The sequence below is a fragment of the Lentzea sp. NPDC051208 genome, from assembly GCF_040682435.1.
Classification (GTDB): Bacteria; Actinomycetota; Actinomycetes; order Mycobacteriales; family Pseudonocardiaceae; genus Lentzea; species Lentzea kristufekii.
The window spans coordinates 469,115-490,350 of sequence record NZ_JBFBAW010000003.1; the positions used below are offsets into that span (position 1 = coordinate 469,115).

Sequence of the window (21,236 nt, forward strand, 5' to 3'; positions counted from 1 at the left end):
CGGTGCTATGTCACTGGGCACGTTGATCACTGTCGCTCCCACCGGGGCGGAGCACGCCAAAGCCGACGTCCCGCAGCTTCCGGTGACCCTGGAAGAGCTGGTCAAGACGGCGCAGAGCTGCGAGCAGGTCGGCGCGGCGATGATCCACGTCCACATCCGCGGCGAGGACGCGAAGCCGTCGCTGGACCTGGGTCTGCTGAAGGCCACCGTCGAGGCGTTGCGCTCCGAGACCGGCCTCGTCGTGCAGCTCTCGACGGGCGGGTCGGTGCACGACCCCGAGTCGGACCGGCTGCGCGTGCTCGAGGCGATGCCGGACTCGGCGTCCTGCACGATGGGCACGGTCAACTTCGGTGACGACGTGTTCATGAACCGCTGGGAGTTCATCGTCTCCCTGCACAAGGGCATGCAGGAGCGCTCGATCGTCCCGGAGTACGAGATCTTCGACATCGGGCAGCTCGCGTCGCTGAAGCGCCTGCTGGACCAGCACGGCCTGCCCGCGGGCGGGCACGTGCACGTCGACTTCGTGATGGGCGTGCCCGGCGGGATGCCCGGCGACGCGGCGACGCTGGTCGCGGCCGTCAACGCTCTGCCGGACGGAGCAACGTTCTCCGCCACCGGGATCGGCCGGACGACCCTTCCCGTGATGTTCACCGCTTTGGGTGCGGGTGGCCACCTCCGAGTGGGTATGGAAGACACCATCAGCTATTCGCGGGGGGTGCCGGTGCGGGACAACGCACAGCTCGTGGCACGTGCCGCAGGTCTCTCCAAGATCGCCCAGCGGCCCGCTTTGACCCCGGACGAGGCGCGAAAGCTGCTGGGCGTGCACATTTGAGACAAGTTTGGTGCATGGGATGTGTTGGCGGGTAGGGAGGATCTACCGCAGGATGGACACGTGATCGAGGTGCGTCCTGGCGGGCGCCGCCGAATCGACAGGGTGCTCGCCCCCGACTACACGGAGGGCGTCGAGCAGCGCCCGCTCGTCGAGGTGCGCGAACTCCGCGACGAGGCTGCGCAGGAAGAGACAGATCTGTCCTACCTGCGGCGGTTGTTGCACGCGCGGATCGACATCGTGCGCGCGGAGCAAGAGCGCCGCAGCTCGGGTGGCTCGGCCGTGGTCGAGCAGCTGGCCACAATCCTCTCCACGAACGCCGTGGGTCCCGCGACCGGTCTCGGCCGGTATCAGACCCATGAGCCGTCACGTGCTGATGCGCATCAACGGCACGTCGAGGCGCTCATCTCCGACGTGGACCTCTCCGACGTGAGTTCGCTGACCGACGATCGCCTCGGCGACGTGCTGGAGACGCTCATCTCGGAAGAGGCGTCCGTGTCGGTGCGGCGGCGCGAGGTGCAGGTGGTCGTGGACAGGCTCAACGCCGAGATCGCTTCGCGCTACCAGCGCGGAAGTGCCTCGGTGGACGAGCTGCTGGCTGCGGAGCGCGGACACCACCGTCCCAAGAGGTAAGACGAGCTTTCCACTTTCTGAGCAGCAGACCTAGTGCCGTGACCGGCAGCCTTTGCCCCGTATTCGGCGGTCAGACGGGTGCATCGTGGTGCCGGCCCCGCGTCCTCATCCTGGTCGGCTGTGGGCGTGGGGCCGGTGCCGCGAGGCGCCCTGCTGAGCGTCGAAGACGCGGCGAAGGTTGCCGGTCACGGCGCTAACGTGCCCTCATGGGGTATCGCTGGGTCGTGCTGTCCGTCGGAGCTTTGGCGCAGGGCACGAACGCGGCCATCTTCCTCGGCCTGCCCGCGATCAGCCCGCAGCTCCAGCAGCACTTCTCGCTCACGTTGCCCCAGGTCGGGCTCCTTCTCGGTGCGGTCAACCTCGGCACGATGATCGCCCTCGTGCCGTGGGGAGTCATCGCGGACCGCCGCGGCGAACGGCTCGTGATGACCATCGGCGGCGTGGGTGCCGCAGCCTGCCTCCTCGCCGCGGCGTTGGGCAACGCCTGGATCGCCGGCCTCGCGTTGCTCGGCGCCGGACTCTTCGGGGCCAGCATCAACGCGGCCAGCGGCCGTGCGGTGATGTCGTGGTTCAGCCGGGAGTCGCGCGGCCTCGCCATGGGCGTCCGGCAGACGGCAACCCCGCTCGGTGCGGCCCTCACCGCGGCCGTCCTGCCTGGGATCGCGATCTCGGCCGGGATCCCTGCCGCGTTCGTCGTGCTCGCCGGTGTGACGGCGTTCGTGGCACTGGCGGTGGCCCTGCTGGTCCGCGAACCGCCCGGCGCGATCCGGGCGAGCACGGACCACGGGCTGGTGCTCAAGGATCCCCGGCTGCTGCGGCTGTCGCTCGCCAGCGGGCTGCTGGTGGTGCCTCAGTTCACCGCCACGGCCCTGCTGGTGCCTCTCCTGCACGGACACCGCGGCATGAGCGTCACGGCGGCAGCGGCCGTCTTCGCCGTGGCGCAGCTGCTCGGCGGGGCCGGACGGCTGGCGGTCGGCGTGTGGTCGGACCGCGCGCGCAGCCGGATCGGGCCGCTGAAAATCGTCTCCGTGCTCACCGCGAGCGGATTCGTGCTGGTCGCGGTACTGGACCAGGCGCCGTTGCCGTTGCTGGTCGCGGTCCTGGTGCCGACCTCGCTGTGCGCGCTGTGCTGGAACGGGCTGGCGGTCACCGAGGCCGGTGAGCTCGCACCGGAGGGTCGCAGCGCCACCGCGATCGCCATGCAGAACTCGGCGAACTACCTGAGCGCGGCGCTGACCCCGTTCGTCGCGAGCTTCGTCGCGGTGCACGTGGCGTGGCCCGCGGCGATGCTCCTGGCAGCGGTCGCCGCCGTGGCCGCGCGGGTCCTGCTTCAGCCGTGGCGTTCCCTGCGGGCCAGCTCGCCCCAGAACTCACGCAGCGTCTCGTAGCGCAGCGCGACCTCCTCGGCGTCGTCCGCTTCGAGGGCGTCGATGATGGCGTTCACGTCGGCCGCCGAGGTGTCTTCCAGCAGGTCCTTGTCACCCAGCAGCTGCACCAGGCCTCCGTAGTCGAGCTCGACGGCCGAGTGCGGGTGGAAGTGTTCGAGCCAGCGGCCCGTGTCGGCGAGGACCTTGGCCGGTCCGTCGTCGCCCAGCGAGCGCTTCACGACCTTGAGCGCCCGCGCGATCCGCCGCCTGGCGTCGGCCATGGCCACCCGCCACGACACCTGGCGCTCCGGGTCGTCCTGGGCGCTGGCCAGCACCACGCGGCGCTGGGCGGGGTCGACGAGGGCGAACCACGGCAGCGGGATCGTCCAGGTCGTGGAGATCACGTGGACCGCGCCGGCGGAGAGTTCGGCCATCACTGCGGACGCGCGCGCCCGGACCGTTTCCGACGAGAGGGCGAGGGCCTCGTCCTGCAGGATCCGCGGGGCGGAGGCCAGGAAGCCCACCAGAGCGGCTGCGGAGCGGGCCCTGAGGTCGAGCGGGCAGACGAGCGGGCCCGGACCGACACGGGCGGCTTCGGAGGCCGGAACCTCGGCCGGACTGATCGTCATGACGTCGTGCGACTCGCCCGGGAGGAGCTTTTGTCCCAACTGTGATCGCAACCACAGCTCTCTTTCCCGGTCTCCTACCTCCGACCGGGGGACAGGGCCCGCTTCCAGGGCTTTTTCGACCTTGGAGGCTAGCGGTGCGTCCAACACCGATAACGGTTCGTACACCCGTAGGTAGGCGACGAACGGTCTTGGCACGTGTGCATCCTTCCACGCGAGGGCGGCCGCGAGATTTGGCGGTACGTGTCACGCCTACCGCGTCGCGAGGAACCCCATCGGCACGGTACGGTAGTTACCAGGAATCAGTTGTCGAGACGAGTGGGGCCGCCGTTCCCCCGGCCGCCCCCGTCCCTGTGCGAGGGGGTCGAGCCATGGGGCGCGGCCGAGCTAAGGCCAAGCAGACGAAGGTCGCCAGGGAGCTCAAATACAGCTCTCATGAGACCGACTTCGCTGCGTTGCAGCGCGAGCTGTCGACTGATGAAAGGTCGTCGAACGGGAGTAGTGGTGGCGACGAGCCACACGACGACCCGTACGACGATTACGACGATTACCGTCGCTGAATTCAGCCTTCGGAGTTCAAGGGTTGGGCGTCCGGTCATCCCGGCGCCCAGCCCTTGAACTCTGAGGGCTCTTTCAGAACGCCCTGGCGTACTGCTTCGGCGCGTGGATCTCCACACCCAGTTGCTGTGCCGCGTGCAGCGGCCAGTACGGGTCGCGGAGCAGTTCTCGCGCGAGCAGGACCAGGTCGGCGGAACCGTCCGTCAAGATCTGTTCGGCCTGAGTCGCCTCGGTGATCAGGCCGACCGCACCCGTGGGCACGTCTGCCTTGCGTCGTACGGCTTCGGCCAGCGGCACCTGGTAGCCGGGCCCGATCGGGATTTCAGCCTGCGCGGTGTTGCCACCGCTGGACACGTCGATCAGGTCCGCACCCGCGGCCTTGAGCGCCTGTGCCAGCACAACGCTGTCGTCGGCAGTCCAGCCGTTGTCGCCCCAGTCGGTGCCGCTGATCCTCACGATCACGGGCACCTCCGGGCCGACCGCTGCCCTCACGGCGGCGGTGACCTCGACGGGCAGGGCGATGCGTTCCTCGATGCTGCCCTCGTTCGTGAGCGGCGAGTAGAACTCGTGCAGCAGGTAGCCGTGGGCCGCGTGGACCTCCAGGACCTCGAAGCCGGCCTCGATCGCCCGCAGCGCGCCGTCGACGAACGCCTTGACGATCTGCGTGGTGTTCGTCAGCTTCTCCGGCTGGTTGCCGCCGGGGAACGGCTCGGTCGTGGGCGCCACCGGCACCCAGTCACCGATCGCCTTGCGCCCGGCGTGCGCGAGCTGGATGGCCGGCACCGAGCCGTGCTCCTTGATGAACCTCGTGATCGGCTTCCAGGCCTCGACCTGCTCGTCGTTCCAGATGCCGGTGTCCTGCGGTGAGATCCGGCCGCGCGGCTCGACGGCCGTCGCCTCGGCCATGACGAGGCCGGCGCCCCCGACGGCGCGGGAGCCCAGGTGGACGAGGTGCCAGTCGGTCGGCACGCCGTCTTCCTTCGTCACCGAGTACTGGCACATCGGACTGACCGCGATGCGGTTGGGCAGTGTGACCGAGCGCAGGGTCAGCGGGGAGAACAACAGGCTCACGAAAAGCTCCCTCGAACGTTCGTTGGGCTACGAATCGTTCAAGGGGCGGCGGTCGGCGTGTTGTTCCCGGTTGTGAGGCATCTCAGTCACTGAACAGCGACGCGGAGACACGGGCCGGGGTGAAGTCCGGAGGCCACAGCGTCCCGCGGTTGACGCGAGCCCCGGTCAGGACCGCCTTGCCCAGGTTGACGGCGCGCATGTCGGCGCCGCGCAGGTCCGCGTCCGTGAGGTCGGCGGCGCGGAGGTCGGCGCCTTCGAGGCAGGCGACCCGCAGGGAGGCCTGGCGCAGGGAGGCTCCCCGCAGGTCCGCGTCGCGGAGGTCCGTGGCGTCGAGGACGGCGTCGTCCAGGCAGGTGCCGAACAGCCGTGCACCGGCGAGGTTGCACCGGCGGATCACCGCTCCCGCGAGCTTCAGCTTCCCCAGGTCGGCGCCGCGCAGATCGACGTGGGACAGGTCGATCACCGCGCCGGGCCGGGTCAGGATCGCCAGAGCCGTCTCGACGTCGGGCCCAGGGCCCCTGACGCCGGGGCCCGACGGCTGGTCCGCGCCCGTCCAGGGAGATCGCTCGCGCAGGAAGTCGCCGATGGTGTCGTCGACGAGCGGCCTGCTCCTCGCCGAGTCCTTCGCGATCTGTTCGAGCGCGTGGAGCCCGCCGAGCCTGACCTCGATCTCGGCGCTGCCGAGGTGCTCGACGGCGCGCCGGTACCGCTCGACCATCTGGCCGTCCCTGGCCTGACGCCAGGTCAGCGCGCCACCGGTGGCGATCAGCACCCCGCCGAACAGCAGCAACGACGTCGATCGCGGAGCGTTCTGCGGCACCAGCAGGGCGACACCGAGCACGAACAGGGTGACCGCCCCGAGCCTGAACATCCGCTTCCCCACGGTGGGTCATCCTCGTGATGACCACCGTCCGGCGGTATCCGCTGTTGGAGTTCAGCTCAGCAATCTGGTCACAGGGACCTGCGAATGTCCGGTTTCAGCCCCATTGAGGTGACCCAGGCCGATGTACGGTCTGCTTCGTGAAGATCGTTGTGCAGGTGAAGCTGCTGCTGGACGCCGTGCAGGCGTCCGCGTTGGCGGCGACTCTGCATGGCTGCAACGAGTCCGCGGACTGGGTGTCGCGGATCGCGTTCGAACGCGGGGTGTTCCGTGAGTACGCGTTGCGCAAGCACACCTACGCGGAATTGAAGGCCCGTGGTCTGGGCGCGCAGGCCGCCCAGCACGTGATCAAGAAAGTCGCGGACGCCTATGCCGCGCTGCACGCGACCATCCGGGCCGGGAACCTTGGCAAGCCTGGCTCGAAGCGCCGGGTGAAGGCCGAGTCGAAACCGATCGCGTTTCGACCGGATGCGGCGCAGCCGTTCGACGACCGGTGCCTGTCGTGGAACCACGACGCGGGCACCTTGTCGATCTGGACCACGGTGGGCCGGATGAAGGACGTGCGGTTCGCGGGTTCTTCAGACCAGCTCAAGACCCTGCGTGAGTACCGCAAGGGCGAGAGTGATCTGGTGCACGCGACGGCATGTGGTTGCTGACCGCGGCCTGTGAGGTGCCCGAGGAGCCGCTGTTCGAGCCGGTCGACTGGCTCGGTGTGGACCGGGGCATCGTGAACCTCGCGACCACCAGCGACGCGGACAACTTCCAGGGCCGCAGGCTGGGACGCTACCGGCGCTGGCACGCCCGCGTCCGCACCGAGTTGCAGGCCAAACGCACGAAGTCGGCGACGCGGCGGCTGAAGAAACGAGCGCGGCGCGAGCAGCGGCACTCCACACACGTCAACCACAAGATCGCCAAGCAGATCGTGGCTGTTGCCGAACGCACCGGTCGCGGGATCGCGCTCGAAGACTTGAGCGGTATCCGCGATCGGGTCACGGTTGCCCGGCACCAGCGAGCCACCCACAGCTCCTGGCCGTTTCACCAGCTCGAAGCACACGTCCGCTACAAAGCCCGCCGCGCCGGTGTGCCCGTGCTCGTCGTGGATGCGCACTACACCTCGCAGATGTGTCCGCGCTGCAAGCACACGTCTCGTTCCAACCGTCCCGTCAGGGACATCTTCTGCTGTCGCCGGTGCGGTCTCGCTGGACCCGCCGACGTCGTCGCCGCCGTGAACGTCCGAAACCGGGCACGGTCGGCGTGGGTACACGTCAACGCACCCGAACCCGCCGCCGCACAGGCGACAGGTTGATGCGGCCCGCACGCCACACCCAGTGGCGCACGGAGAACGCGACTCGGCTTGAAGGTCCCAGCATCACGCTCGACCTCTCAGGGCCGAGAAGTTGACGTAGCGGACCTGCCTGGCCTTGCCCTCCAGCACTTCTGCACGGGCCGCCGCGATCTCCGAACGGTGCGACACCTCGGGCACGCCGACCTCCCACCAGGCCCCGGCCTCGGTCCACGACGACGGGTGCGTGCGGATCACGACGACGGCAGGGCGTTTCTCGGCGACGGCCACCTCGCGGGCCTTGCGGTAGGCGCCTTCCAGGTCGGCCAGCGAGTCGACGGGGAAGACCGCGCAGCCCATCGCCGCGGCGTGGGCGGCGAAGTCGGTGCGCGGGGGTTCGGGGTGGCCGGTCGCGCAGTCGGCGTAGAGGTTGTTGAAGCCCGCGCCGCCCTGGCCCGTCTGCAGGCGGTGGATCACCGCGTAGCCATCGTTGTCGCAGACGACCGCGACGAAGCCGTGGCCCGCGAAGGCGGCGGAGAAGAGTTCGGAGTTCAGCATCAGGTACGAGCCGTCGCCGAGCAGCGTGGTGACGACGCCCTGGGTGTGGGCGATCGCGGCACCCCAGGCACCGGCCAGTTCGTAGCCCATGCAGGAGAAGCCGTACTCGACGTCCATTGTGGACTCACCGGTGGCCCGCCAGCCGCCGATCAGTTCGCCGGGGAGGCCGCCGGACGCGGTCATGACGTAGTCGGTGGGCTCGCTGACGTCGTTCACCACGCCTACTACCTGGGCGTACGTCGGCAGGCCGCTTCCGGGAGCGCGCAGCGAGGTGATGTGGGCGTCCCACTTCGTGCGTTCCGCCAGCGCCCGCGCCGACCAGGAGACCGGAGCCTGCCAGGACGCCAGCAGGTCCGTCAGCTCGCGCAGGCCCTCGTCGGCGTCGGCCACGAGGGCGAACGAGCCGTGCTTCACGGCGTCGAAGCGAGCCGCGTTCAGGGAGAGCAGGTGCGCGTCCGGGGAGAAGACGGTCCAGGACGCGGTGGTGAAGTCCTGCAGGCGGGTGCCCACGGCGATGACCAGGTCCGCCTCGCCGGCCAGGACGTTCGCCGAGGTCGAGCCGGTGATGCCCAGCGGGCCCGCGTGCAACGGGTGGTCGTGCGGGACCAGCGTCCGGCCCGCCGTCGTCTCGACGACCGGGATGTTGTGCTGTTCGGCGAAGCGGAGGGCGCGGCCCGCGGCGCCCGAGTAGCGGACGCCACCGCCCAGGACCAGCAGCGGGCGGGAGGCGGTGCGGATCGCCGACGCGGCCTCGGCCAGGGCCAGCAGGTCCGGGCGCTGGCGCAGCGGGCGGTGAACGACGGGAGCGAACAGCGCGTCGGGGAAGTCGTACGACTCCGCCTGGACGTCCTGGGGCAGGGCCAGCGTCACCGGGCCGCAGTCGGCCGGGTCGGTCAGGACTCGGGCCACCTGGGGCAACGTCGAGAGCAGCTGTTCGGGGCGGGTGATGCGGTCGAAGTAGCGGCTGACCGCGCGGAACGCGTCGTTGACCGTCGCGCTCGGGTCGTGGAAGTGCTCCACCTGCTGGAGAACGGGGTCCGGGGCGCGGCCGGTGAAGGTGTCGCCCGGCAGGAGCAGCAGCGGCAGGCGGTTGGCGTGGGCCACGCCGGCCGCGGTGACCATGTTCAGGGCGCCGGGGCCGATCGACGACGTGGCGACGCCGACCTGGCGGCGGTGGGTGGCCTTGCCGATGCCGACGGCGGCCAGGGCCATGCCCTGCTCGTTGTGGCCTCGCCACACCGGGAGCCGGTCGCGGACCTCCTCCAGGGCGTTGCCGAGGCCGAGGACGTTGCCGTGGCCGAAGATCGCGAACACGCCGGGGAACAGCGGCGCGACGGTGCCGTCGAAGAGTTCGGTGCGCTGGGCCAGCATCCAGCGGACCAGTGCCTGCGCGGTCGTGAGCTTCACTTGACCCGTCCCTCTGCGGTCGTGACCGGGCAGCGGGGGTCGAGTTCCTGCGTCGCCCAGCTGTCGCGGATCCAGGTGTGGGCCGGGTCGTCGCAGAACGCCATCGAGCGCTCGGAGCCCGGACCGGCCAGGACGTTCAGGTAGTACATGGGATATCCCGGCGCCGCGACGCACGGGCCGTGGTAGCCGCGCGGGATCAGGAAGACGTCGCCGTCCCGCACGGTCACGTCCTCGTCGATCGTGCCGTCGTCGGTGTAGGTGCGGTGGAAGCCGAAACCCGTGCGGGACGGGGTGATCTGGTCCCGGTCCGCGATGCGGAAGTAGTAGATCTCCTCGTTGTTCACCTCGCACGGCTCGGACTCGTCGTGCTTGTGCGGCGGGTACGAGGACCAGTTGCCGTCCGGGGTGATCAGCTCGCAGGCGTTGAGCTTGTCCGCGTGGTCCCACACGCCCGGAACGCCGAAGTTCGTGACCTGGCGGGTCGCGTTGCCGGAGCCGCGCACCTCGACGGGAACACCGTCGGCCGGACCGTACTTGGGCGTCAGGCGGTTCTCGCAGCGTGCCATGGGAAGTGCGATCTCACAGCCGTCCACAGAGGACAGCGTGACCGACGCGTCGCGCGGCACGTAGGCGAAGTCGGTGACGCGGGTGAACACCGAGTCGCGGCCCTGCAGCTCGTACCGCTCGTCGTCGACCTCGACCGTCAGCGACCCGGCGAGCGGCAGCACGAACGCCTCGTACTCGCCGGTCTCGATCGTGCGCACCCAGCCGGCCTCGATCCGCAGCACGCGCAGACCGGTGTACGTCCAGCTCGCGTCCTCCGGCGTCAGGTGGATGACGTCGGTCGCGGTCGAGAGAGTCCCGTGTGGACGGTGCAAGGTCATTCCGTGACCCCCTTGGCGGTGCGGAGGATTTCGGCGGCAGCGGCGACGGCGGCGGCGACGTCGCCGTCCGGCGGGTAGAGCAGCGCACGGCCGACGACCAGGCCGCGCACGGTCGGGTGGCCCAGCGACCGGCCCCACGACGCCAGGTCGTCCTGCGGGTTCGCGGACGGCACACCGCCGAGCACCAGGGCGGGCAACGCCGTGGTGTCCAGCACGATCTCCGGTTCCTCCGGCGCGGGCAGCTTCAGCCAGGTGTACGCGGAGGTCGAGCCCAGTCCGGCAGCCACGGCCGAGGCGCGCGAAAGGGCGGCGGAATCCTTCTGCAACACCAGTTTGTCGTTGTGATCACGCTTGTACGGCAGCGGCTCGACCATCGCCATCAGGCCGTGCTCGGCGAGTTCCGTGACGGCTCGCGCGCACCCTTCCAGCGTCGGGATCGTGCCGGGGTCGGAGTCGACCAGGCGCAGCAGCATCTTGCCGCCGTCGAGTCCGAAGGTCGCGATGGACGACGCGTCGTACGCGGTGAACCTGTCGTCGATCTCCCAGTCCGCACCGGCCAGACCACCGCGGTTCATCGAGCCGATGACCACCCGGTCGTCCAGGCCGTCCAGCAGCAGCAGGTCCTCGATCACGTCCGGCGTGCCCAGCACACCGTCGACGTCGGGATTCGCCAGCGCCGTCAGCAACCGGGCCAGCAGCGAGCGCCGGTCGGCCATCGCCATCGGGTCGCCGCCGACGCCGAGCGCACCGCGCGCCGGGTGGTCCGCCGCGACCAGGAACAGCGTGGACTTGCCGTTCAGCAACGAGTTCCGCCGCTTGCGCGACTGGTAGGCCCGTCTGATCGAGCCGGGGTCCTCAGCCCGCCGCCACAACAGTTCGCGCCACTGGCCGTCGGTGATCACAGCAGTTCCTCGATCTCTTTCTGGTCGGGCATCGCGTCGGCGCAGGCCAGGCGGGAAGCGACGATCGCACCGGCGGCGTTGGCGTAGCGGGCGATCTTCACCGGGTCCCAGCCGGACAGCAGGCCGTGCACCAGGGATCCGCCGAACGCGTCACCGGCGCCGAGCCCGCAGACCACCTCGACCGGGTTGGGCGCGACGGTCCACCGGCCCTCGCGCGTGGCCACGAGAACGCCCTCGGCGCCCTTCTTGACCAGCGCCAACGAGATTCCGCGCGCCAGCAGCCGGTCGGCGGCCTCGTCCGGGTCGGACGTGCCGACCGCGATCTCGCACTCGGTCCGGTTGCCCACGGCGACCGTCACGTGGTCGAGCATCCAGCTGATCTCGGCGCGCGCGGTCTCGACGTCCGGCCAGAACATCGGCCGGAAGTCCAGGTCCAGCACGGTGTGGCCGTGCCGGGCGCGGTTGGCGAGCATCATCCGCTGCGAAGTACGAGCAGGCTCGGCGGAGACCCCGGTGCCGGTGACCCACAACAGCGGGACGTCGCGCACGAGCGACCACGGCACGTCGTCCTCGCCGATCGTGAGGTCCGGCGCGATCGGCGACCGGTAGAACAGCAGCGGCGGGTCCGCGGGCGGGTTGAGCTCACAGAAGACCACCGGTGTCTGGAGGTCGGGCGAGGTGCCGACGTACTTGGACGACACCCCGAAGCCTTCCAGCGCCTCGCGGACGTAGGTGCCGAAGCCGTCCGGTCCGACCTTCGTCAGCACGCCGGCGCGACGGCCGAGCCGCGCGGCGGCGACCGCGACGTTGGTCGCGGTCCCGCCGAGCGACTTGGCGAAGGTGCTGACCCGGGCCAGCGGCACCCCGGACTGCTCCGGGTAGAGGTCGACCCCGACCCGGCCGACGGTCAGCACTTCCAGCGACGTCACGCCTCGACACCCCGCAGCTCGTGCTCCAGCGCTTCCAGCTCGGCGCCGCCGGCCATCTGCCGGGTCAGCTCGCCGATGTCGATCTCGGACTTCTCGTAGCTGCCCAGCGCACGGCCGCGCTTGAGCAGCAGGAACCGGTTGCCGACCGGGTAGGCGTGGTGCGGGTTGTGGGTGATCAGCACGACGCCGAGGCCGCGATCACGCGCCTGGGCCACGTACTTCAGCACCACTCCTGCCTGCTTCACGCCCAGCGCGGCCGTCGGCTCGTCCAGGATCAGCACCTTGGCGCCGAAGTGCACGGCGCGGGCGATGGCGACGCACTGCCGTTCACCACCGGACAGCGTGCCGACCGGCTGCTCGACGTCCCGGAGGTCGATGCCCATGTCGGACAACGCCTTCTTGGTGATCTCCTTGCCCTTCCTGCGGTCCAGGAAGCCGAACTTCGTCGTGGGTTCGGAGCCCAGGAAGAAGTTGCGCCAGACCGACATCAGCGGCACGACCGCGAGGTCCTGGTAGACGGTCGCGATGCCGTGGTCCAGGGCCTCGCGGGGCGACGAGAACTTGATCTCGTCGCCCTCGACCTTGAACGAGCCCTGGTCGTGCTGGTGGACACCGGCCAGGATCTTGATCAGGGTCGACTTCCCGGCGCCGTTGTCGCCGAGCACGCAGGTGACCTCACCCGCGTTGACCACGGTGGACACCTCGCTCAGCGCGATGACGCTGCCGTAGGTCTTGCCGATGTTCTCGGTCTCGATGAGGGGCGTCATCGCCGGACCCTTTCCGCTCGGCGGCGCAGCATGTTGTTCACCAGCACGGCGGCCAGCAGCATCACGCCGAGGAACAGCTGGAACCAGTCGCTGTTCCAGCCCGCGTAGACGATGCCCTGCCGGGCCATGCCGAAGATCAGCGCGCCGATCGCCGCACCCACCGCGGAACCGAAGCCACCGGTGAGCAGGCAGCCGCCGATCACCGCCGCGATGATGTACTGGAACTCCAGGCCGATGCCCTGGTTCGCCTGCACGCTCGCATACCGCAGGATGTTGATCGAGCCCACGAGCCACGCGGCGAACGCCGTCGTCATGAACAGCAGGATCTTCGACCGCACGACCGGCACACCGACCGCGCGCGAACTCTGCGCGGCACCACCGATCGCGAAGATCCAGTTGCCGAACCTGGTGCGCATCAACACCGTCGACGCGACGACGGTGAACAGGACCCACCAGATGATCGACACGTAGAAGCTCGTGCCGCCGATCTGGAACGTCGACGCGAACAGGAACCCGGCCGACTCGTACCCGGCGGCCTCGCGCATGCCCGACACCTGCACGCTGCCCGTCACCAGGCGCGTGATGCCGAGGTTGAGGCCCTGCAACGCGAGGAAGCTGCCCAGCGTCACGATGAAGCTCGGCAGGCCCGTGCGCATCACGAGCCAGCCGTTCAGCGCGCCCACCGCCAGCGCGAACGCGAGCGACACCAGCAACGCCAGCCAGACGTTGAGTCCCAGCTGGGTGGCGAGGAGAGCCGTGACCAGCGCGGTGGACGCGGTCATGACACCGGCGGACAGGTCGAACTCGCCACCGATCATGAGCATCGCCACCGCGACCGCCATGATGCCGAGCATGGAGGCGTCGTCCAGCCAGGTGGCGGCACCACCCACGCTCAGGAACTGCTCGGTGACCACGGAGAAGAACAGGAACACCAGCAGTGCGCCGAGCATGGCGCCGATCTCCGGGCGTTTGATCAGCTGATCCATCGCCCTGGGCTTGCCCAGCCGTTCGTCGGCAGCCGGTGGAGCTGTGGCCGTCACGGTCATCTCCCCGCCTCCTCCTTACCTCTTGCCGTTCTTGGCGTACTCCGCGACCTTGTCCACGTTGGACTTGTCGACGAAGCCGGGACCGGTGAGGACGGGCTTGCCGCCACCGAGGGTGTTGGCGTTGTCCTTGAACAGCTTCAGCATCACGATCGGCAGGTAGCCCTGCTGGTACTGCTGCTGGTCGACGGCGAAGAGCACCTCGCCGGACTTGATCGAACCGACCACGTCGGCGTTCAGGTCGAACGTCGCGACCTGCGCCTTCGAGCCCGCGCCCTTGATCGCGGAGGCCGCGTTCACGGCGACCTGCGGGTTCAGCGCCAGCACACCGTCGACGGCGGTGTCGGACTGCAGCTTGGCCTTGATGCGGGCCTCGATGTCGGTCGGGTTGGAGATGTCGACCTGGAGGTTCTCCACCGCGCCGCCGAAGCCGGTGCGGGCACCGTCGCAGCGCTGGTTGAGACCCGAGTTGCCGGCCTCGTGGATCACGCAGAGCAGCTTGGTCTTGCCGGCGGCCTTGAGCTTCTTGCCGGCTTCCTCACCGGCGATCGACTCCTCCTGGCCGACGTGCGCCATGGCACCGAACTCCGCGCTCTTCGCGCTGCCGGAGTTGATCGTGATGACCGGGATGCCGGCCTTCACCGCGTTGTCGATGGACGTCTTGAGCGCGTCCGGGTTCGCCATCGACACCACGATGCCGCCGACCTTCTGCGACACGGCGTTGTCGATCAGCTTGGCCTGGGCGCCGGGGTCGCCGTCGGAGTTGTAGGTGACGCCGACGCCGAGCTGCTTGCCCGCGTCCTCGGCGCCCACCTTGACGACGCTCCAGAACGCGTCGCCCGCGGTGCCGTGCGTGATGACGGCGACCTTGAGGTCTCCGGAGGCCGGTGCGCTGTTGTTCTGCGTGTTTGAGGTGTTGGTTCCCGTGGGACCGCTGCAGGCGGCGAGTAGAGCAACACCGGCGAGAGCAACGCCCGCGCGGATGACCAGACGAGACTTCATCGTCTCCAGTCCCTTCAGAGGATCTTGCTGAGGTGCGCGAGACTGCGCGCGGTGTCCTGAAGTGGCTTGTCCACCGGACTTCCGTTCTTGAGCTGGGTGTCCTGCTCAAGGACGAACCAACCGGTGTAGCCCGCCTGTCGGACGAGCTTCACCAGCGCTTCCACGTCCACGTCGCCGTCCCCGAGCGGCACGTAGATGCCCTGTTCCACGGCATCGGTGTAACTGAGTTCGCCGCTGCGCACCTTCGCCGCGATCTCGTCACGCACGTCCTTGAGGTGCACGTGACCGATCCGGTGCGGGTAGCGGCGCGCCAGCTCGACCGGGTCCGTGCCACCGATGAGGAGGTGGCCGGTGTCCAGGCAGAGCTGGAGATCGGAGTCCGCGAGGAACCGTTCGACCTCCGCCTCCCGCTCGACGTGGGTGCCCACGTGCGGGTGCAGCACGGTCTTCAGGCCGTGCCCGGCGGCGATCTCACGGATCTTCGCGCAGGTGCTGACGAGGGTGTTCCACTCGTCGTCGGTGAGCTTCGGCGTCTCGTCGTAGCCGTCGAGCCCGGTCGCGGCGGCGAGCACCAGGACCTCGGCGCCGCCCGCCTTCAGGATCGCGGCGACGCGGCCGGCTTCGTCCAGAGTGGACTGGACGTTCGCGTGCAGGGAGACCGCGAGGAAGCCGCCGACCAGGGTGAGGTCGTGGCTGCCCAATAGCGTCTTGAGCTGTTCGGGGTCGGCCGGCAGGTAGTCGGGCGGGCCGAGTTCGGTGGCGGTGAGGCCCAGGGAGTGCATCTCGGCGAGAACGGTGTCCGAGGGCAGCACTTCGCCCCACCCGGGAACCTCGCACACGCCCCAGGAGATCGGTGCCCCAGCGATCTTCGCCATGCCTAGTTCCCCTCGATCCGCACCGGTGCGCCACTGCGGCGCGACTGCTCACAAGCTTCGGCCAGGCGCAGGCTGATCAAACTCTCTCGCGCCGGGGACGGGTTCGCGACCTCGCCCTTGATGACCTGTGTGAACAGGTTCATCTCGTTGACGTACGCGCGGTGGAAGCGCTCCGGGAAGCCGGGGTAGGCGTCCGGTCCGGCGACGTGGCCGCCGGGTTCCAGCGAGTTCAGCGGGGTGCGCGGGTCGACGCCCGCGACCAGGGAGTCCTTGCTGCCGAGCACCTCGATGCGGTGGTCGTAGCCGACCGGGTCGTGCCGTCCGCCGGCCAGCATGGCGTGCGCGCCGCCCGCGAACTTCAGCATCACGACGGCGTTGTCCACGTCGTCGGCGTCCGCGAACGCCTGGTGCACCAGGACGGAACCGCTCGCGTAGACCTCGACGACCGGCTCGCCGACGAGCCACGGCACGCAGTCGAGGTCGTGGATCAGCAGGTCGCGGAAGATGCCGCCGGAGGCGGGCAGGTAGGAGAAGTCCGGCGGGTTCGCGTCGTTGCCGACGGCCCTGACCAGGTAGACGTCCCCGACCTCGCCCGCGCCGATGCGGCGGTGGAGCTCGTAGATGGCCGGGTCGAACCGGCGCTGGAAGCCCACGAGCACCTCGACGCCGGACTTCTCGACGTCCGCGATCAGCGCGGCCATCTCGGCGACGTCACTCGCGATCGGCTTCTCGCACAACGTGGGGACGCCCTTCGCGATGGCCGCGCGGAGCATCTCGGGGTGCGTGTTCGTCGGGGTGGCGAGCAGCACGCCGTCGACGTTGTCCAGCAGCGTGCCGAGGTCGTCGACCGCCTTGGTCCCGGCGAGTTCCGCCGACGCCTGCGATGCCCTGCCCGGCACCGGGTCGAAGAGGAGCACCTCGTCGACTCGATCCAGCGCGGCGAGGTTGGTCGCATGCATGGTGCCGATCCTGCCGACACCCGCTACTCCGATCCGCATCGCAGGTTTCCCCTGTTCATCGCCGAGAAGTGTTAGAGCGCTCTATTGGTTGGAGCGCTCTAATGCTGTAGCTTCCGTCACACGGGTGTCAAGGGTGGGTTTCCAGCTCGTGACGTGAGGGGAGGTGGTTCCAGGTGGTCAGGCCGACGATGGAAGACGTCGCTCTGCGGGCGGGCGTGTCCCGCGCACTGGTGTCACTGGTGATGCGCGGTTCACCCAAGGTGAGCGAGATGCGACGCACCGCTGTTCTGAAGGCCGCGGAGGAACTGGGGTACTCCCCGCACGCCATGGCGCGGTCGCTGGCCTCGCGCACGTCGACCGTTCTCGGCGTGATGGTGTCCGACCTGCACAACGCCTTCTTCGCGGAGGTCGTGGACGGCATCGACGAGGTGGCACGCGACCAGGGGTTCGACATCATCATCAACACCGGCGGCCGCTCTCCCGCCCGCGAGCGCCGGGCCCTCGAATCGTTGCTGTCCTTCCGCCCTGCCGGACTGATCCTGTTGTCGCCCGTCGTGCCGGCGACCGCCATCGGCAAGGCCGCCGAACAACTTCCGATCGTGCTCGTGGCCCGGTCGTCGCGCGTGTCCACTGTGGATACCGTGAACGACGACGGGGAGACGGGCGCGCGACTGGCGGTCGACCACCTGGTTTCGCTGGGACACAAGCGCATTGCTCATTTAGACGGTGGTGAGGGCACTCAGGCCGGGCCTCGACGGCGCGGGTACGTCGCCGCGATGGAGTCACACGGGCTCGTGCCGCAGGTCGTGTCGTCCGAGTACACCGATGCGGCTGGAGCGCGGGCGATTCGCGGGTTGATAGCTGACGATGCTTTGCCCACGGCCATCCTGTCCTGCAATGACTTCAACGCCGTCGGCGCGATCTCCGCTTTGGAGGACGCCGGGCTGCGCGTGCCCCAGGACGTGTCCGTCGTGGGGTACGACAACACCTCGCTGGCCGCGTTGCGGCACGTCTCGTTGACCACGATCGACCAGCCCCGTGCCGAGTTCGGCCGGTTGGCCGCCGACGCGCTTCTGCAGCGCGTTCGTGAAGAGCGCACCGAACCCGTGCGCCATCTCCTCAATCCCTCGCTCGTAGTCCGCAGCACGACCGCCCCACCAGCGACTTCGCGTCGGTCGTCCGGCTCCCTCTTCCTGTCAACCGCCGGAGGCGATTCGGCGGGAAGCGGGGGCCGGACGGCCGACTTCAAGGCGGAGTCGCCGGAGCGGCGAAGCCGCGACCAATAAACACGGAGGATCGCGTTGAGCACCATTCCGCACTGGATCGACGGCGCCCGCACCACGGGGGTGTCGTCCCGCACGTCCGACGTCTTCAACCCCGCCACCGGCTCTGTTGCCGCGCAGGTGGTGCTCGCCGAGCAGGCCGACGTCGACCTCGCGGTCTCGTCCTCTCTGAAGGCGGCGCAGTCGTGGTCGGAGTCGTCGCTGTCGACGCGCTCGCGAATCCTCTTCGAGTACCGCCACCTGCTGCACACCCACCGCGACGAGCTCGCCGCGATCATCACGTCCGAGCACGGCAAGGTGCTCTCGGACGCGGCCGGTGAGGTGCAGCGCGGCCTCGAGGTCGTCGAGTTCGCGTGCGGCATCCCGCAACTGCTGAAGGGCGAGCACTCCGAGCAGGTCTCGCGCGGCGTCGACGCGTACTCGTTGCGGCAGCCCCTGGGCGTCGTCGCGGGCATCACGCCGTTCAACTTCCCCGTGATGGTGCCGATGTGGATGTTCCCCATCGCCATCGCGACCGGCAACACCTTCGTGCTCAAGCCTTCCGAGCGCGACCCGTCGGCGTCCATCAGGCTGGCCGAGCTGTTCGCGGAGGCCGGGCTGCCCGACGGCGTGCTGAACGTGCTGCAGGGCGACGCCTTCGCGGTCAACGCGCTGCTGGACCACCCGGACGTCTCCGCCGCGTCGTTCGTCGGCTCCACCCCGATCGCGCGGCACGTCTACTCGCGCGGCACGGCGGCCGGCAAGCGCGTGCAGGCGCTGGGCGGCGCCAAGAACCACATGGTCGTGCTGCCCGACGCCGATCTCGACGTGGCCGCCGACGCCGCCGTCTCCGCCGGTTACGGCTCCGCGGGCGAGCGCTGCATGGCCATCTCGGTCGTCGTGGCCGTGGGCGAGACGGGTGACGCGCTCGTCGAGAAGATCGCCTCGCGGACCCGCGAGCTGCACCCGTCGGTGCTGCCGGGCACCGATCCCGCGGCCCAGATGGGGCCGCTGGTCACCGGCGTGCACCGGGATCGCGTCCGGTCCTATGTGGACGCCGGCGAGGCGGCCGGCGCGTCGCTGGTCGTGGACGGCCGCGGGTACGCGCCAGAGGGCGCGGAGAACGGCTTCTGGCTGGCACCGACGCTCTTCGACCACGTCACCCGCGACATGACCATCTACACCGACGAGATCTTCGGCCCGGTGCTGACGGTCGTGCGCGCCGACACGTTCGAGGACGCGCTGGAGCTGGTGAACGCCAACCCGTACGGCAACGGCACCGCGATCTACACGGGTGACGGGCTCGCCGCCCGCGAGTACCAGCGGCGCGTGCACGTCGGCATGGTCGGCATCAACGTGCCGATCCCCGTGCCGATGGCCTACTACTCGTTCGGCGGCTGGAAGGACTCGCTGTTCGGCGACACGCACGTGCATGGTGCCGAGGGCGTGAAGTTCTACACGCGGGCCAAGGCCGTCACGGCCCGGTGGCCGCAGCAGCACGGCGTGAACCTGGGGTTCCCCACGCACGGCTGAGCCGTTAGGAGCAACGGCCGCCCTGTCCGCATCGCGCGAACAGGGCGGCCTTTTCCATTTGGTCGAACCAATAACGGCTCGAACGACTCGCTGATCTGGACAAACGAACTAAGCGAACGATTGTCCTGCTGAAATCGACTTCAGTTTCGCTGATCTTGGAATACGGACACGACTGAACGGTTCGACAAAGGTGCTGGACACGGAGGTAAGATCCGCGTTCACACAGTCGAACACCGCTCCCTTTCTCGCGGGCGCCGCCCCGTTCGTTACACCCGCACAAAGGGAGAAGAACGCCTCAGCAGGAGGACCGACCACGATGTCGCCCAGCGAGGACGACAGTCCGTTCGCGACGGCATGCCGCGCCACCACCCGTACCGAATTCGTCCGCGCACTCAACCAGCTGCGCACCTCGAGAGGATTGTCGTGCCGGCAGGTCTCGATCAACGCGGGCGACCTGGCGTTGGCGAAGAGCAGCGCGCACGCGATGTGCACCTATCGGCCCCCGAAGCACGAAGAACCGCTGAGAGCCTTCCTGACCGGCTGCGGAGAGCCGTGTGAGGCGCTCGACGGCTGGGTGGCGCAGTGGCGGCGCGTGACGGCCTCCCGCGCCAACAGGAGGCCGCACCCCGCTGCTCAGCTGGTCCAAAGCTCTGCCAGGGGTTTCTCACCACCGGAATAGCATTCCGGTGCGTTCGCGAGCCTAACGGTCCGCCACAGCTCCGGCCAGAGAGTTGGACCGCATTGGACGCGGACATTACGACCAATCGACCACCTCGTGGTCAGCGGCTGCGAAGAAGTGGACAGAAACTGGCCAGTTGGACCTGATTGGACGGAGCTGGACACCGTTGCACCGGGGACATGAAAAACCTGGACGACGATTCAGTTGGCAATCACCCGTCTGAGTGACATGCTCGTGGTCAAGCCGTTATGTCGCCGGGTCCGGCGGCAACGCCAATTGCCCGCACGGACGCTTTCCACACATCCGGCTTTTCGCTGTTCGCAAATCAGCTGGTCCACCCGGCGCGCGGTGACGCCTGCGCCGACCCCATCCAGGAGTTTCTGATGACCACCACCCCCTACAACGGGGCTCTTCACCCGCGCCGGCGGTGCTCCACCTCCGGCACCAGCACGGTAATGCTGGCGACGGCCGCGTTCATCTTCACGGCGTGGATGCTCGCGCACGACCACTCGCCGGTCGTCGCCGTGTCCACGACAGCCGCCGTGCTGGCCGTGACGGTCACGCTGGGCCGCAGCCGCCCGTTCACCGCGAGGTTCGGCCCGTTGCCTCCCGTGAACCCGATGGTGATCTGGCCGGAAGAGCAGCGATGACCTACCCGGAGGGCGATCCGCTCGAACGCCTGCACCGGCTCTGGCCGCAGCTCCTGCTCGGCCTGTCGAGATCGGGAAGGCGCGCGGAGGCGATCGCGGCGTACCGCGAGATGAGCACGATTCTCGGAGCGGAACTCGGCATCGACCCGCCTCCCGTGCAGCCGCTGATCGCGACCTCGACCGCCGAACTGCGAGCGGCGACCGAGGCCGAGTTCATCGAGCTGTTGCGGACGATCCAGGTCAGGTCTGGCCTGACCCTGCCGGAGATCCACCGCCGGGCCGGCAGACGGCTGCCGCGCAGCCAGGTCTACTCGTTGTTCAAGCGCGGCAAGCTGCCGACGAAACCCGAGCAGGTGCGGGCGTTCGTGACGATCTGCGGGATGCCGGAGCCGCAGGTGGCCCGCGTGATGGAGCTTTGGGCGACGTTGCGCGAGCAGACCGAGCTCGCGGTGCGCGGGCCGGAGGACGAGAAACCGTTCGCGATCCTGATCGTGCGCAGCGCATGAGAATGCCCCCGCTCGGTTCCTGAGCGGGGGCCTT

At 69.2% G+C, this 21,236-nt stretch carries 22 protein-coding genes; 10 read left to right on the plus strand and 12 right to left on the minus strand.

Going from position 1 to position 21,236, the window contains the following annotated elements; genetic code table 11:
- Window positions 1–7: 7 nt before the first annotated feature.
- The 3 genes from AB0M48_RS09725 (at window position 8) to AB0M48_RS09735 (ending at window position 2,850) form a co-directional block, all read left to right on the plus strand.
- A complete protein-coding gene (locus AB0M48_RS09725; RefSeq protein ID WP_363837978.1) occupies window positions 8–832 on the plus strand; it encodes a 3-keto-5-aminohexanoate cleavage protein in 825 nt (274 codons plus the stop codon).
- A gap of 60 nt (window positions 833–892) precedes the next feature.
- A complete protein-coding gene (locus AB0M48_RS09730) occupies window positions 893–1,462 on the plus strand; it encodes an aerial mycelium formation protein (protein WP_090009087.1) in 570 nt (189 codons plus the stop codon).
- 206 nt (window positions 1,463–1,668) lie between these two features.
- The gene (locus AB0M48_RS09735) at window positions 1,669–2,850 is read left to right on the plus strand and encodes an MFS transporter (RefSeq protein ID WP_363837984.1); all 1,182 of its coding nucleotides are present in this window, start codon (window positions 1,669–1,671) and stop codon (window positions 2,848–2,850) included.
- On the opposite strand, the gene AB0M48_RS09740 is transcribed toward AB0M48_RS09735, so the two are convergent.
- Window positions 2,793–3,653, minus strand: coding sequence for a hypothetical protein (locus AB0M48_RS09740; protein WP_363837987.1), 861 nt, complete (start codon window positions 3,651–3,653; stop codon window positions 2,793–2,795). The genes AB0M48_RS09735 and AB0M48_RS09740 overlap by 58 nt on opposite strands.
- 173 nt (window positions 3,654–3,826) lie before the next feature.
- On the opposite strand from AB0M48_RS09740, the gene AB0M48_RS09745 reads away from it, so the two are divergent.
- Window positions 3,827–4,015 (plus strand): DUF3073 domain-containing protein, encoded by a 189-nt coding sequence (locus tag AB0M48_RS09745; RefSeq protein WP_363837990.1) that lies wholly within the window; start codon window positions 3,827–3,829, stop codon window positions 4,013–4,015.
- A gap of 73 nt (window positions 4,016–4,088) precedes the next feature.
- Here AB0M48_RS09745 and AB0M48_RS09750 read toward each other — a convergent pair whose 3' ends face one another.
- Together AB0M48_RS09750 and AB0M48_RS09755 are read right to left on the minus strand one after the other, a co-directional pair.
- Complete coding sequence (locus AB0M48_RS09750; RefSeq protein ID WP_363837993.1) at window positions 4,089–5,084, minus strand: NADH:flavin oxidoreductase/NADH oxidase; 996 nt, start codon at window positions 5,082–5,084, stop codon at window positions 4,089–4,091.
- An 82-nt stretch (window positions 5,085–5,166) separates the two neighbouring features.
- Complete coding sequence (locus AB0M48_RS09755; protein ID WP_363837996.1) at window positions 5,167–5,967, minus strand: pentapeptide repeat-containing protein; 801 nt, start codon at window positions 5,965–5,967, stop codon at window positions 5,167–5,169.
- 137 nt (window positions 5,968–6,104) lie between these two features.
- Here AB0M48_RS09755 and AB0M48_RS09760 point away from each other — a divergent pair, with 137 nt between their 5' ends.
- Window positions 6,105–6,620: a hypothetical protein gene (locus tag AB0M48_RS09760; protein WP_363838000.1), complete on the plus strand. Its 516-nt coding sequence runs from the start codon at window positions 6,105–6,107 to the stop codon at window positions 6,618–6,620.
- On the plus strand, window positions 6,608–7,270 hold the full coding sequence (locus AB0M48_RS09765; RefSeq protein ID WP_363838003.1) for a transposase: 663 nt from the start codon (window positions 6,608–6,610) through the stop codon (window positions 7,268–7,270). The genes AB0M48_RS09760 and AB0M48_RS09765 overlap by 13 nt, the downstream gene beginning before the upstream one ends.
- A 63-nt stretch (window positions 7,271–7,333) precedes the next feature.
- Here AB0M48_RS09765 and iolD read toward each other — a convergent pair whose 3' ends face one another.
- The 9 genes from iolD to AB0M48_RS09810 are packed head-to-tail and all read right to left on the minus strand — an operon-like array spanning window position 7,334 to window position 16,611.
- A complete protein-coding gene (gene iolD / locus AB0M48_RS09770; RefSeq protein WP_363838006.1) occupies window positions 7,334–9,211 on the minus strand; it encodes a 3D-(3,5/4)-trihydroxycyclohexane-1,2-dione acylhydrolase (decyclizing) in 1,878 nt (625 codons plus the stop codon).
- Window positions 9,208–10,095, minus strand: a complete 888-nt coding sequence (gene iolB / locus AB0M48_RS09775; RefSeq protein WP_363838011.1) for a 5-deoxy-glucuronate isomerase — start codon at window positions 10,093–10,095, stop codon at window positions 9,208–9,210. The genes iolD and iolB overlap by 4 nt, the downstream gene beginning before the upstream one ends.
- A complete protein-coding gene (locus AB0M48_RS09780; protein WP_363838014.1) occupies window positions 10,092–10,997 on the minus strand; it encodes an aldolase in 906 nt (301 codons plus the stop codon). Before AB0M48_RS09780 ends, iolB begins: the two co-directional genes overlap by 4 nt.
- Entirely contained in the window at window positions 10,994–11,926 is a 933-nt protein-coding gene (gene iolC / locus AB0M48_RS09785; protein WP_363838017.1) for a 5-dehydro-2-deoxygluconokinase, read from the minus strand. The genes AB0M48_RS09780 and iolC overlap by 4 nt, the downstream gene beginning before the upstream one ends.
- A complete protein-coding gene (locus tag AB0M48_RS09790) occupies window positions 11,923–12,693 on the minus strand; it encodes an ATP-binding cassette domain-containing protein (RefSeq protein ID WP_363838020.1) in 771 nt (256 codons plus the stop codon). Before AB0M48_RS09790 ends, iolC begins: the two co-directional genes overlap by 4 nt.
- A complete protein-coding gene (locus AB0M48_RS09795; protein WP_319983183.1) occupies window positions 12,690–13,739 on the minus strand; it encodes an ABC transporter permease in 1,050 nt (349 codons plus the stop codon). Before AB0M48_RS09795 ends, AB0M48_RS09790 begins: the two co-directional genes overlap by 4 nt.
- Before the next feature lie 15 nt (window positions 13,740–13,754).
- A complete protein-coding gene (locus tag AB0M48_RS09800) occupies window positions 13,755–14,738 on the minus strand; it encodes a sugar ABC transporter substrate-binding protein (RefSeq protein ID WP_363838025.1) in 984 nt (327 codons plus the stop codon).
- A gap of 14 nt (window positions 14,739–14,752) precedes the next feature.
- Window positions 14,753–15,613, minus strand: coding sequence for a TIM barrel protein (locus AB0M48_RS09805; protein ID WP_363838028.1), 861 nt, complete (start codon window positions 15,611–15,613; stop codon window positions 14,753–14,755).
- A 2-nt stretch (window positions 15,614–15,615) separates the two neighbouring features.
- Window positions 15,616–16,611, minus strand: coding sequence for a Gfo/Idh/MocA family oxidoreductase (locus AB0M48_RS09810; RefSeq protein ID WP_363838031.1), 996 nt, complete (start codon window positions 16,609–16,611; stop codon window positions 15,616–15,618).
- A gap of 134 nt (window positions 16,612–16,745) precedes the next feature.
- Here AB0M48_RS09810 and AB0M48_RS09815 point away from each other — a divergent pair, with 134 nt between their 5' ends.
- The 4 genes from AB0M48_RS09815 (at window position 16,746) to AB0M48_RS09830 (ending at window position 21,202) form a co-directional block, all read left to right on the plus strand.
- On the plus strand, window positions 16,746–17,858 hold the full coding sequence (locus AB0M48_RS09815) for a LacI family DNA-binding transcriptional regulator (protein WP_363838034.1): 1,113 nt from the start codon (window positions 16,746–16,748) through the stop codon (window positions 17,856–17,858).
- Window positions 17,859–17,873: 15 nt separating this feature from the next.
- Window positions 17,874–19,367, plus strand: coding sequence for a CoA-acylating methylmalonate-semialdehyde dehydrogenase (locus AB0M48_RS09820; RefSeq protein WP_363838037.1), 1,494 nt, complete (start codon window positions 17,874–17,876; stop codon window positions 19,365–19,367).
- 1,062 nt (window positions 19,368–20,429) lie between these two features.
- Complete coding sequence (locus AB0M48_RS09825; RefSeq protein WP_319983190.1) at window positions 20,430–20,696, plus strand: hypothetical protein; 267 nt, start codon at window positions 20,430–20,432, stop codon at window positions 20,694–20,696.
- The gene (locus AB0M48_RS09830) at window positions 20,693–21,202 is read left to right on the plus strand and encodes a BTAD domain-containing putative transcriptional regulator (RefSeq protein WP_363838041.1); all 510 of its coding nucleotides are present in this window, start codon (window positions 20,693–20,695) and stop codon (window positions 21,200–21,202) included. The genes AB0M48_RS09825 and AB0M48_RS09830 overlap by 4 nt, the downstream gene beginning before the upstream one ends.
- Window positions 21,203–21,236: the final 34 nt, after the last annotated feature.